The sequence below is a fragment of the Methyloferula stellata AR4 genome (assembly GCF_000385335.1).
GTDB classification, from domain to species: Bacteria; Pseudomonadota; Alphaproteobacteria; order Rhizobiales; family Beijerinckiaceae; genus Methyloferula; species Methyloferula stellata.
The window spans coordinates 1,818,905-1,831,637 of sequence record NZ_ARWA01000001.1; the positions used below are offsets into that span (position 1 = coordinate 1,818,905).

General features: G+C 58.7%; 10 protein-coding genes. 5 read left to right on the forward strand and 5 right to left on the reverse strand.

Going from position 1 to position 12,733, the window contains the following annotated elements; translation table 11 throughout:
• Positions 1-985: 985 nt before the first annotated feature.
• From A3OQ_RS24370 to A3OQ_RS0108935, 3 genes are all read left to right on the forward strand, one after another.
• Positions 986-1,204 carry a CsbD family protein gene (locus tag A3OQ_RS24370; protein WP_020175039.1) on the forward strand — a complete coding sequence of 73 codons (219 nt, stop codon included), beginning with the start codon at positions 986-988 and terminating at the stop codon, positions 1,202-1,204.
• Between the two features lie 492 nt (positions 1,205-1,696).
• The gene (locus A3OQ_RS21840; RefSeq protein WP_020175041.1) at positions 1,697-2,851 is read left to right on the forward strand and encodes an efflux RND transporter periplasmic adaptor subunit; all 1,155 of its coding nucleotides are present in this window, start codon (positions 1,697-1,699) and stop codon (positions 2,849-2,851) included.
• A gap of 13 nt (positions 2,852-2,864) precedes the next feature.
• Positions 2,865-5,984 (forward strand): multidrug efflux RND transporter permease subunit, encoded by a 3,120-nt coding sequence (locus A3OQ_RS0108935; protein ID WP_020175042.1) that lies wholly within the window; start codon positions 2,865-2,867, stop codon positions 5,982-5,984.
• Between the two features lie 12 nt (positions 5,985-5,996).
• Here A3OQ_RS0108935 and A3OQ_RS0108940 read toward each other — a convergent pair whose 3' ends face one another.
• From A3OQ_RS0108940 to A3OQ_RS0108965, 5 genes are all read right to left on the reverse strand, one after another.
• Positions 5,997-6,695, reverse strand: coding sequence for a nucleoside deaminase (locus A3OQ_RS0108940; RefSeq protein ID WP_020175043.1), 699 nt, complete (start codon positions 6,693-6,695; stop codon positions 5,997-5,999).
• 145 nt (positions 6,696-6,840) lie between these two features.
• Entirely contained in the window at positions 6,841-8,169 is a 1,329-nt protein-coding gene (locus tag A3OQ_RS0108945) for a PQQ-dependent sugar dehydrogenase (RefSeq protein ID WP_020175044.1), read from the reverse strand.
• Entirely contained in the window at positions 8,169-8,630 is a 462-nt protein-coding gene (locus A3OQ_RS0108950) for a DUF2231 domain-containing protein (protein WP_026595664.1), read from the reverse strand. Before A3OQ_RS0108950 ends, A3OQ_RS0108945 begins: the two co-directional genes overlap by 1 nt.
• Before the next feature lie 238 nt (positions 8,631-8,868).
• Positions 8,869-9,450 (reverse strand): carboxymuconolactone decarboxylase family protein, encoded by a 582-nt coding sequence (locus A3OQ_RS0108960; RefSeq protein WP_020175046.1) that lies wholly within the window; start codon positions 9,448-9,450, stop codon positions 8,869-8,871.
• A 74-nt stretch (positions 9,451-9,524) separates the two neighbouring features.
• Entirely contained in the window at positions 9,525-10,475 is a 951-nt protein-coding gene (locus tag A3OQ_RS0108965) for a DUF5996 family protein (protein WP_020175047.1), read from the reverse strand.
• Positions 10,476-10,638: 163 nt separating this feature from the next.
• Here A3OQ_RS0108965 and A3OQ_RS0108970 point away from each other — a divergent pair, with 163 nt between their 5' ends.
• Both A3OQ_RS0108970 and A3OQ_RS21845 read left to right on the forward strand, forming a co-directional pair.
• Positions 10,639-11,409, forward strand: coding sequence for a hypothetical protein (locus A3OQ_RS0108970; RefSeq protein ID WP_020175048.1), 771 nt, complete (start codon positions 10,639-10,641; stop codon positions 11,407-11,409).
• Between the two features lie 157 nt (positions 11,410-11,566).
• On the forward strand, positions 11,567-12,655 hold the full coding sequence (locus A3OQ_RS21845) for a protein-glutamate methylesterase/protein-glutamine glutaminase (RefSeq protein ID WP_020175049.1): 1,089 nt from the start codon (positions 11,567-11,569) through the stop codon (positions 12,653-12,655).
• The last annotated feature ends 78 nt before the right edge of the window (positions 12,656-12,733 follow it).

A 12,733-nucleotide genomic window follows, 5' to 3' on the forward strand; every position in this document is an offset into this window, starting at 1 on the left:
CGAACCGCCTATGGCGGATGTAGACCAGTTCGCTTCTTCTTAGTCAACGCGTCAGCGCGCCCTTGTCCAGGCTGAAATTGTTTCCGAATCGTTTCTGATGCGAGGATCTTTAGCGCGCTTTATGCGCGGGCATTGCCCGGCGGGTCGGCTTTTGGCGACTGCCCAATGCGGTAGAATGCAACTTTAGCCACGATCGTCGAAAATCTGGGCGGTGAGACTCTCATGACACAGGCCGCAGGATACAAACCGGTGCGAGATCTCAAATTTGAGCCTATAAAAAGAGCGCTGCCTAAACTTTAGGGCCTGCTATTTAGGCAGTCTGCTCTTCAATATGTCACTCAGCAGGAGTTGCTTCAGCTGTGTGAGAGGCGGAGAGAGAGCCTGAACGCTGGCAAACGATCTTCATATATTCTTCGCCGGGGCGTGGCGCGATCGCTGTTCCAGCGACGGTCGCCTGACCCAAGAAACCGCATTCTCTCTCATTGGCCACCTTCGGACCCTGCACGACATCGACCGCGGTGTCGGGCTGGCAAGCAGCGTGATCCACAGCCATCGCGCATATGAGGATCACTATTGTAAAAGGTGTCATGACCATCAGCCTCTCAAGTGTTGAACTCCCCTCACGCTCTCCCTTTAACAAAACGCCATATTATCGTCGTTGAACTGACAAATGCACCTTCTGTGCCAGCCCGGCCAGACACCGAACTGCGGCATTTTCTGCATTTTCAGCGGTTTTCACAGCGATTTGAGCTCAAAAACACGCGATAGCGCGGCGCCTCGCCGCAGATGACGTTTCTGCGGATTCGTTAAGGCAACGCCAAGACTGTTAAGTAAGTGTTAACCCTCATACGGGCGACCGGCTTGGATTTGCCGCCCCACCGCCCCGGTTTTTTTCTCCGGCAAAGGTGGCTTGCCGACGCTCAACACAGGAACCCGCCTGTCGTTCCACGCATTGTTCTCGCGTGTCGTCAAAGGAGCGTGAGCAATGAATAAGTATCAAGTGAAAGGGGCTGCCCGGCAGATAAAAGGCAACGTTGAAGCTGCCGCCGGCAAGCTTATTGGCGACGCCAAACTGCGGGCCGACGGCAAGATGGACCGGGTTCTTGGAGCCGCTTACCGGGCCTTTGGAGACGCCAAAGCCGCTGGCCGCAAGGGTGTCGGCGGCAAGGGAGCATTCAAGACGGTGAGCGGCCTCAAATATTAAAACCTGCCTGCGCCAGAGCATCGGACCGCGAAATACGAAGCGGTTTTCGGAGCAATCCGGCGCGATTAAAAAGGCTTAAAGGACTGCCGATCGCTTCGATAGGGACGCACACCCGTTCTAGCGGGCAGCCCCGCAGCGCATAGACCAAAAGGCCCGCCGATCGTTTGGCGGGCCTTTGTCGTGCGGCTTTTTTGTATGCCGGCTTTCATGCGTTGGGGCAGACACGGGACCTGGATGCTTCGATTGCCGAATGCAACATCTGCCTCGCAAAAGCCATGAAATGAATATGCGGTAGCGCCAAGAACCTTCTTCAACGCATTGAAAAGACCGGGCCTTCGGGCGCCACCAGCCGAACTTCCGGGTACGTTGTGCCTGCCAAAAATTTACGCTATAGGATTCGACCGAACGGTTCGGTCATGTGTGGATCGCTCTGATCCACCGAGGGTGGATAAAGCCCCCGACCGCCCAAGCCGCATATTTTCGTTGGTTCGCATGAAACGAGCGCTTCTCTTCCTCTTCGTTCTGATCCTCCTTGTGAGCGTCACCGGCGGCCTCGGCTATTTCCAATTCGTCGTGAAGCCGCAGATGATCAAAACCATCATTGCCTCGTCTGCGCCGCCGCCCCCGGCCGTGGCCGTCGCCAAAGCGGTTGTGGACACCTGGACGCCGCGCCTGCCGGCTGTCGGCACCTTCCGGGCCGTGCAGGGCATCGACGTGTCGTCCCAATTGGCCGGGACGATCACTGCGATCCATGTCCAAAACGGCCAGGATGTCGCAAAAGGCGCGGCGCTCTTCGATATCGACACCTCGGTCGAAGAGGCCGATCTCAAAAACAATCTTGCGACGCTGAAAAACAACGAGATCTCGCTCGATCGGCAGCGCCGGCTGACCGACTCCGGTAATGCTGCCAAGGCCAATCTCGATGCGGCGCAAATGGCGCGCGACACGGCCGAGGCGACGGTCGAAAAAATGCGCGCGACCATCGCTCAAAAAACGGTAGTCGCTCCTTTCGCCGGCCGCCTCGGCCTGCGCCGATATGATCTCGGCCAATATCTTTCGCCCGGAACGGCTTTCATCACCTTGCAGCAGCTCGACCCGATCTATGTCGACTTTCCGATACCCGAACAATCGATCGCGCGCTTGAAGCCGGGCGAGCCGCTGGAAGTCACCGTCGACGGATATCCAAACAAGACGTTTCGCGGGAAGATCGAGACGATCGATGCGCGTGTCGCGCAAGATACCCGCAATGTCACGGTGCGCGGGCTCTTTGCTAATCCCGATCGCGTGCTGTTGCCGGGCATGTTTGCCAATGTGGCAGTCATTGCCGGGGAATCGGTCGAACGCGTGGTCCTGCCGCGCACGGCCATCACTTATTCACTTTATGGCGACAGCGTCTTTGTTGTTGTTCCCGTTGCGCCACCCGCCGATGGGGCGCAGGCGGCGGCTCAAAGCGACATCTCCTATAAAATCGAGCGCCGGGCCGTGCGCACCGGAGACGTGCTCGAAGATCGTGTGGCCATTCTCGAAGGTGTCAAAGCCGGAGAGACGGTCGTCACGGAGGGTCAGTTGAAATTGCAGGCCGAAGCCCGCGTCCGGCCGGATTTCGATGCCAAGCTGACCCCACGAGCGGTTCGGCCGAAAGAATAATGGACCTGGCCTGATGTCGTCTTTCACCGATATCTTTATCCGGCGGCCGGTGCTCGCGAGCGTCGTCAGCCTGCTCATTCTTTTGATGGGCCTGCAATCCTTCTCGAAGCTGCAGATCCGCCAATATCCGGAACTGTCGTCGACGACGATCACGATCACGACGGCCTATCCGGGCGCCAATGCCGACCTCATCCAGGGCTTCATCACGGTGCCGATCGCGCAGGCCGTGGCGAGCACCGAGGGCATAGACACGCTTGTGTCGAACTCGCAGCAGAATACCTCGACGATCACTTTGAACCTGCGGCTCAATGCCAATGCCGATCGCGCCGTCGCCGACGTTTTGTCGAAGGTCAGCCAGGTCAAGAGCATTTTGCCGCGCGAGGCGCTCGATCCCGTCGTCGTCAAGCAGACGGGCGATTCGAACGCACTGCTTTATATGTCCTTCAATTCGAAGGCCATGAACGGCTCGCAGATCACCGATTACCTGACGCGCGTCGTGCAGCCACGTCTGCAGACGATCGATGGCGTCGCCAATGCGCAGATCCTCGGCGGCCAGACTTTCGCGATGCGCGTCTGGCTCGATCCCAATCGCATGGCGGCGCAGGGCGTGACCCCCGCCGATGTCCGCAACGCGCTCGCCGCCAATAATTTCACCTCGGCTGCGGGCGAGATCAAAGGCGACTTCGTCCAAACGAGCATCAACGCGCAGACCTCGCTCGATTCGGCCAAGGCTTTCGGCCAGCTCGTCGTCCGGGCGCGCGGCGATACGCTGACTCGTCTCGGCAATATCGCGGATATCGAACTCGGACCGGAATCGGTCGATTCATCTTCCGTCTTCGACGGGCTGAAAGCCGTGTTCATCGGCATCTATACGACGCCGACCGCCAATCCGCTCGAAGTTATCACTGCGGTCCGCGAGGCTTTTCCGGAAATCCAGGCGCAATTGCCGGTCGGTCTCGAAGGTGCGATCGCCTATGACGCGACGAATTTCATCCGCGCCTCGATCCACGAAGTCGAGAAGACGCTGGCCGAAGCCGCTCTCATCGTCATCGTGGTGATCTTCCTCTTCCTCGGCAATCTGCGCTCGACGATCATCCCAATCGTGACGATCCCGCTCTCCATGGTGGGCGTCATGAGCTTTTTGCTGATGCTCGGCTATTCGATCAATCTGCTCACGCTTCTGGCGCTCGTGCTTGCGATCGGTCTCGTCGTTGACGATGCGATCGTCGTCGTCGAAAACATCTATCGTCACATCGAGGAGGGCATGACCCCCTATGACGCGGCGATCAAAGGCGCGCGCGAAATCACCGGTCCGGTGATTTCGATGACGATTACGTTGGCCGCTGTCTATGCGCCGATCGGCTTTGTGTCCGGCGTGACGGGTGCGCTCTTTCGCGAGTTCGCTTTTACTTTGGCAGGGTCCGTCGTCGTCTCGGGCGTGATCGCGCTCACTCTGTCGCCGATGATGTGCTCGCGGCTTCTAAAGCCGCCGCGTGAAAACGCCCGCGGATTCGTCGTTTTTCTGGATCGTCTGTTCGAGGGCTTGCGGCGGCGCTATGAGCGGCGCCTGCATCGGTCGCTGAACTTCCGTGCTGTCACGATTCTCGTTCTCGTCGGCGTGCTGGCGATAACCGCGCTCATGTTCATGACGACGCCGAAGGAACTTGCGCCGGAAGAAGATCAAGGCGCGATCTTCGCGCTCATCAAGACGCCGCAATATGCCAATCTCGACTATATGGAAGATGCGACGCAGAAGTTCAAAAAGGCCGTCGACACTATCCCCGAACACGACCATGTCTTCGTCATCAACGGCTATGCCGGCGTACGTCAGGGGTTGGCCGGCGCGATCCTGACGCCTTGGGACGAACGCAAGCGCAATCAAAAGCAGATCATCCAGGCTTTGCAGCCGAAGCTCGGAGCGATCACAGGCGCTCAGATCATCGCCTTTTCGCCGCCGTCTCTGCCGGGTTCGACCGGTGGCCCGCCGGTGCAATTCATCATTCGCTCGATCGGCGATTATAAGCAGCTCGTCGATTATATGGCCGTGATCGAAAAAGCGGCGCGAGAGAGCGGGCTCTTCATCTTTACCGACAGCGATCTCAAATTCGATACGCCGCAGATCCAGTTCAAGATCGACGCCGACAAAGCCAATCAGCTTGGCATCAATATGCAGGAGATCGGCTCGTCGCTCGCAACGCTGCTCGGCGGCAATTGGGTGAACAGGTTCAATCTCTATGGCCGCAGCTATGAAGTAATCCCGCAAGTGCCGCGCAATTACAGGCTCTCGGCCGATTGGCTGACGCGCTATCAGGTTCGTACGTCGAATGGCGCTTTGGTGCCGCTTTCGACGGTCGCGAGCACGTCTGAAAACGTGCAGCCGAACAGCCTGCCGACGTTCCAGCAGTTGAATTCTGTGACCTTGCAGGGCGTGCCCTTCCCAGGCCACACGATCGGCGAGGCGCTGAGTTTCCTGCAGGCCAAGGCGAAAGAGATTCTGCCCTCCGGATTCAGCGTCGATTTCCAGGGCGAAAGCCGGCAATATATTCAGGAGGGCAATACGCTCCTCATGACCTTCGTCTTCGCGCTCATCGTGATTTTTCTCGTGCTCGCGGCGCAATTCGAAAGCTTTCGCGATCCCTTCATCATCCTGATCGCTTTGCCGACCTCCATGTTCGGCGCGCTATTGCCTTTGAATGCGCTTGGCGTGCTCGGCATGGCGAGCATGAACATCTATTCGCAGATCGGCCTCGTGACTCTCATCGGCCTCATCTCGAAACACGGGATCTTGATGGTCGAATTCGCCAATCGTCTGCAGGAAGAGCAAGGCATGTCGCGGCGCGACGCGATCGAACATGCGGCGGGCGTCAGGCTGCGGCCGATCCTCATGACGACAGCCGCCATGACGGTCGGCATGATCCCGTTGATCGTCGCGGAAGGCGCCGGTGCGCGCAGCCGCTTTGCGATCGGCGTCGTGATCGCCTTCGGGATCAGCATCGGGACCTTGTTCACGCTTTTCGTGACGCCGGCCATGTATACGTTGATCGCCCGGCAGCGAAAGGGCGCACAGAGGCCGCATGATGCCTTGCGCGATGGGCCGGTTGTGCCTCTGCACGAACGCACCGCCGCGGAATGAAACGGGCGTCACTCAATAAGGGTGGCGGTCTTTCTTATCCATCCAGGCCTGGAAGGCCTTGAGGCCTATATCGCGTTCGAAATTCTCGGTGACGCCGATGCGCCGGTCGGCCCATGGCTTGGTGAAATCCTCATATTGAAACGCATCGTCGAAGCCGATCGCGCTCGTGTCTTTCAAGCTGGCGGCGAAATAGACGTGATCGATGCGCGACCAATAGATCGCGCTCATGCACATCGGGCAGGGCGCGCCGTTGATGTAGATCTCGCAGCCCTTCAGCATGCGGGCGCGTTCCGGCACGGGGTCGGGCGAGCCTGCCTCGCGGGGGATCATTTCGAGGATCGTGCCGGGGCCGTAATCGCTGCCGAGCAGCGCCTTTGGATTGAGCTTGGCGGACGCTTCCATGATCGCGGTGACTTCGGCATGAAAGACCGGGCAGCCGGTGAGCAGCACGCGGTTTTGGCCGCGCCCGATGATCTCGCCGTCTTTCACGATCACCGCACCGAACGGGCCGCCCCAGCCCTTTTGCACGGATTCGATTGCGAGATTGGTCGCCTCTTCCATGAATTTGCGCTGGCCGGGCGCGATCGCCGCTGCCTGCGCCGGGAGCGTACCAAGTCCGGCTGCCGCCGCTGTACCTGCTGCGACGGCATAACCGAAGAACCGCCGGCGGTCTGGGTCTTGGACCTCGTCGCCGCATGTGCAGATGTTCATGAACGTTCACTCCCGATTCGTTTGTGAGGTCTTGGATACCTCACAAAGTTCGGGAACGGCGGCGAAGCTGGAAGTAACGTTTCGCGGCCCTTAAGCGAGCGCCGACAAACTGAATGAAATGGGATGGGCGCTGCTCAGGCGGCGCTCAACGAGCGTCGCCTGTCATCGCGCCGCTGCCTGTGACCCGCCATATGGTATCGCCGACGTCGTCGGCGATCAGCAGGCTGCCGGTCTTGTCCATTGCGAGACCGACCGGCCGGCCGCGGGCGTGATCGTCCGCCGTCAAAAAGCCCGTCACCACGTCCTGCGCCGGGCCGCTCGGCTTTCCGTCGCTGAACGGCACGAACACGACCTTATAGCCATTGAGCGGGCTCCGATCCCAGCTCCCATGTTCGCCGACGAATGCGCCGTCGCGATAGGCTGGGGGCAGGTTCGTTCCCGAGGCAAAGGCAAGGCCGAGCGGCGCGACATGCGAGCTCAAGGCATAATCTGGCACGATCGCCTTGGCGACGAGATCGGGCCTTTGCGGCATCACCCGCGGGTCCAGATGCTGCCCAAAATAGCTATAGGGCCAGCCATAGAAGCCGCCGTCCTTCACCGAGGTCAGATAGTCCGGTACGAGATTGGGCCCGAGTTCGTCGCGTTCGTTGACGATCGCCCAAAGCGTGTTGGTCTGCGGCTGAAACTGCAATCCCGTCGGGTTGCGCGTGCCGCTCGCATAGATGCGATGCGCGCCACTCGTGCGATCGACCTCCCAAATGGCGGCGCGCTCATACTCAGCCTGGATGCCGTTCTCGGTGATGTTGCTGTTCGAGCCGACGCCGACATAGAGCTTCGATCCGTCGGGGCTTGCGACCATGCTCTTCGTCCAATGATGATCGATCGGGCCGCCCGGCAGATCGCTGAGCTTGGTCCCCGGTTCGGTGATCTGCGTATCCCCGTCCTTATAGGGATAGCGCATGATGGCGTCGGTATTGGCGACATAAAGATCATGGCCCACGAGCGCCACGCCGAAGGGCGAGTTCAGATGATCGAGAAAGGTCGTGCGCTCCGCGACGCCGCCATCCGCATTGGGACGCAGCAGCGTGATCCTGTTGCCGCCCTTTTCCTTGCCGCCAGCGAATGTCTGCACCCAGCCGGTGATCAAATCCTTCGGGCGGAAGATAGGCGCCTTCGGGCCATTCGCTTCGACCACCAATATGTCGCCGTTGGGCAGAACATAGATCTGGCGCGGATGCTCGAACCCATTGGCGAGCGCATGAACCTGCAGACCTTGCGGGACGGAAGGCGTCGCGTCGCCCCATTTCGCGGTCGCGGGCTGCGCGATCTGGATCGGCGGCAGCAGATATTGCTGCGGCTCCGGCAGGACCGGATTGGCGCCGATCTGGGTCGAGGGATCGGCTGGCTTTTCGTCCTGGCAGCCGGCAAGCGCCAGGGCCGCGGCGGCAACGGTGCAAAGAAGGGAAAGGCGCATCAGTTGGGCACTCCTACGCCCTGGCGATAGACCATGTCGCGGCCCATCCAGTTGGTGAAGATCATGACGATCACGACGAGCGCGGACAGGATCAGGCCTTGCGGCACGACCGCGGTATAGGCGTCGCGGCTGTGAACGAAGGCATTGAGCACGGACAGCGCGATGACGACGATGCTGCCCACCACATGAAACCAGGCGGGCCGCATCGCCCGGATTCGCCGGCTGAATATAAAATCGATCAGCCCGGCGATGACCGCGAACGCGGCCATGATCAAGCCCGCGGTCAGAAGCCAGATGGAAAACCGTTCCCACATGACCTCGGCTGTCTGCCAATAGGCTATGTCGGTGAGCAAAACGCCGACGAAACAGACGATGGGAAATTGCACGAAGATCATGTGCAATGGCTGGCCGCCGACATTGGCCGTGGTCTGCACCACATAGGGGGAGGTTTCAGAAGACATGGATACCGCCGCGTTGAAGGCAAGGGAGCGTCGTATTGACCCCGTTAACGACGCGGCGCTTCAGCGGTTCCTGGCTGTGTCAGTCAAGAGATGGTGAGCATCGTCATTGCGAGCGAAGCGAAGCAATCCATACTATCGTTTGTGTGACCGCCCTGGATTGCTTCGCCATAGCGTCGCTTCGCAACGCCCTATGGCTCGCAATGACGGCTCGATGGCCGAGCCTACGAGCCGAGCTTGGCTATTCGCGCTCAGGCACAGGCACGTTGAAACCGTTGAGCGTCATCGACACGAGGCAATAGAGCCCGACGAGATAGATGAGCTCATTCGCGCCATGCTGGCCGAAGGTCGCGACGGCGAGGCGATAGATCGGCTCTGGCAGGATCCCACCATTCACCAGCGCGAAGGCGATGTCATAGCCTATGCCTTCTTCCTTCGTGAGATCGCCCGGCCGCGAGCCCGAGAGCAGCGTCGCGATCCGTTCGGGCGACATTTTCTCCTTCTCGGCGACCGCGACATGCGCATAGATTTCATAAGCCGCGTTGAAATGCGCGCCTGTGACGAGGATCACGATCTGCCGCACCGGATCGGGCAGGCTCGCCTCCATCGTCATCGCCTTGGTGAGTTCCCACACCGCGCCGCCGATGCGCGGCTCATGCAGCCAGGGGTTCCACGGACCCATCAACGCGCCGGCCTCGGCTGCGCCTTCTGGCGCGACCGTCAGAAACGCGTTGAAGTTCGAGCCGATACCCTTCTTCATGTCGTCGTAGAGCGGCTTTTGCACATCGGTGAGATCGGCGGGCTTGATCAGCGGCAGGCGCATGGGCTCTCTCCTTCGAAAGCAAATATCTTAGCATGTGGAGAAGGCGCCCGTGTGAAGACCAGCCCTTGAACACTTCAAATTGTTCGCGGGTGGCCGCATTCACCTTGGGGAACTTCAAGCGCGTTGCGATCCCACGCGGCTCCATTGGCCGCGGCTTCATATGTGCTTTGCGGAAAGGCAAGCAGCGCCGCATCGGGGTCTGATGCATTCCGCACGGCTTCATAAGGTAAAAGAAATTCGCCGAGCTGCGGATCGAAACGCGCTTCGCTTGGCTTAACGGGCGCATCCGCGAAGCCTGGCGCCACCGGATAGCAATAGGAATAGAAGGCGGCGTAATCGATCGTGCCGCTGCCCGGCCAGAAGCCGGCGCTCGAGACTTCATGCGAATAGGCTTCGCGCGTGACCGCGTCGGGCAGATGCGGAATGCCGCCCGGATGAGGCGGCGCGGCGCGGCCGGAAAAGCGCGTCACCGCGAAGTCGAAACTGCCCCAGAAGAAATGCACCGGGCTGCATTTGCCGATAAAGCGCGTGCGGAAGAGCTTGAACACGCGGTCGCATTGAACGAGCGCAAGCCAGAAGCGATGCGCGGCGTCGGGATCGTAATCGCGCAGCGCCGTGTCCTGCGGAAATGGCGTCGGGTCCGGCAGTTCGTTGGGATGGATATCGATTGCGACCGGCACGCCGAGTGCCGCCAGTTTTGCTAATGTCGCGGCATAGAAATCGGAGATACGCCCCGCCACCAGCGGGATCTCGTCCTGACCGCCATTGCTGACGCGGATGATCAGCGCATGCGAGATGAAGTCGAACTCGAGCTCGAAGCCAAGCGCGCCATGCGGGATGAGGCCCGTCGTCAGGCCATGCGCTGAAACGTAAAGCGTCACATGCCAGGAATGATTGACCCATGGTGTCTGCACCAGGCGCACTTTGCCCACGATCTGCGTCCAGAGCTGCAAGGTCTCCATGGTCGGCCGGAGCGCGGCATAGGGCAATTCGGGCCAGGGGCTGTTTGTATCTGCCAATGTCATTGCCCTTCTCAAGGTCTCATAAACGGCTATCACCTGCGCCAGACGCGGTGTGGTCAGGGAAAGATAGTTGGAAAGATTCTATCAATTGTTTCGCGCTATCCTGTAGTGATTGTGCGGATAACTACATTTCTTATGTGATTGATTTCTTGGTAGGAAAATGCCGATGGATAAACAGCCATCACGCCGGTACAATATTTGGTCTCTTGCTCAGCCAGTGCAAGCATTGCCGGTGTCCGGGCAGAAAGAGCGTGAGAAAGACCCAGCGCCCCAAATTACCAAACTCGACGATCTACAGACTTCGCTGCTGCTGTACGGTTATGGGCTTCCGATTGACGTTGCTTTAGGTGGGGTCTGCAGGCTTCCTGACGGCCAGTCAACTAAATGCAAAACGAAGAGGATCAGCTCGGAGTCGGTCGATCTCGTCTATGACGCTGCCCCGTTCGGTTCGCCGAATAATCCAAATGATAAGACGCACATGGGTTCCGCCGTGCAACTTAGTCTTGCTGGGGTCGGTGTTGTCGGAGGCATTATCACCTCGCAAGATTTGGATGGGTTTCGGGTTGCGGTTGATGGCAATTGTCAAAGTGCGTTGAGCGCCAAGCTTGCCGATATCGCGGCGGCACGCGGGATCAGGCACGAGGTCAAAATTGCTGCGGGACCAAGCGTCATAAGGGTCGAACCAAAGCACAAAAACTGTGCCTTCGATGATCAAAGAGGTATCTTAAGAAAAGGCACGATCGTCAATGTGTCGCAAATCGATGCACTGATCAAAACGTCCATCATTCCACCCAAGCCGACCGTTATCATTTTCAGAGGAACACGGCGATATGCGGCCGAGGTCACGAGCACGTTCGCAATCGGATTTATGGCCGAATTTTGCAGCCCCATCCCTACGTGTGAGTTCTCCGACGACATTAAATTTTCAGATGCATGAACTTCCAAAATAAATCTGGATGTTTGGTCCAGACCACTTCGGTTGATCCACCATCCAAGTCAACATGCGGCGACGTTAGCTGTCGATCGCAATGGGCCACCTACACGTTTGGCTTTGTAAAAGGCATTTAATAATCAATTTTACCCTTAGGCGATTTATGATGCACGCGATTGATGCTTGGCCAAAACCCATACGCGTTGTCGTCGTCGACGATTCAGCGCTCATGCGAAAAATCATTTCGCGACGACTGTCGGAAGACCGCGACATTGAAGTGGTGGGCCATGCAGCGAATGCGGCCGAGGCGCGCGCGGCGATAAAATCGCTCGATCCCGATGTCGTTACGCTCGACGTCGAGATGCCTGATATGAACGGTCTCGAATTTCTCGAAAAGCTGATGAGGCTGCGGCCGACTCCAGTGGTCATGATTTCCAGCCTGACCTATCACGGTGCGGCCATGGCGATCAGAGCGCTCGAGTTAGGTGCCATAGATTGTATCGCAAAACCGACGTCACGTGACGCGGATGCTTTCAGCGAGCTCACGAAAAAAATAAAAATCGCTGCGATGTCGCGCCTGCAGCCTTCAGACGCGTATCCAAAACGCATAGTCAAGGCGCCGTCCGGCTCCCGTTACAAATTCACGGATTCCATAATCGCAATTGGTTCCTCAACCGGCGGTGTCGAAGCTTTACTGACCATTTTATCCGAGTTTCCTGAAAATTGTCCGCCGACGGTCATCACCCAACACATGCCTGCGGGCTTCACGAAGAGCTTCGCAGACCGGTTGAACAAGCTGTGTTCTCCGCGCGTCTCGGAAGCGACCGAAGGCGCCCTGCTGAGGCCTGGACAAATCTATCTCGCACCCGGTGGAGAGACGCATCTTGAGGTGGTTGGTTCTGATCGGCTGCGTTGTCAGTTGAGCCACACGGATGCCGTCAATGGTCATCATCCATCGGTCGATGTCTTGTTTCATTCAGTCGCAAAATCCGCGGGACGAAAGTCCATAGGCGTCATTCTCACAGGCATGGGCCGCGACGGAGCGGCTGGACTCCTGAGCATTCGTCATATGGGCGGGAGCACAATCGGCCAAGACGAGAAAACCTGCATAATCTATGGCATGCCCAAAGTCGCAGCTGAAATGGGCGCCGTCGAAAAGCAAGTCGGCCTCGACGCCATCGCGGCGGAAATCCTCGCTTCCAGCACCTCGGTGGGCCACGTTGGTCTGAGTGAGAACTGTACTGTTCTTTAGGCCATACGACCCCTTAATGCCTCCTACGTCATTCTGTCGCTGGAAAGGATAGCGGCAAAGTCACGAAATTCACGGGCA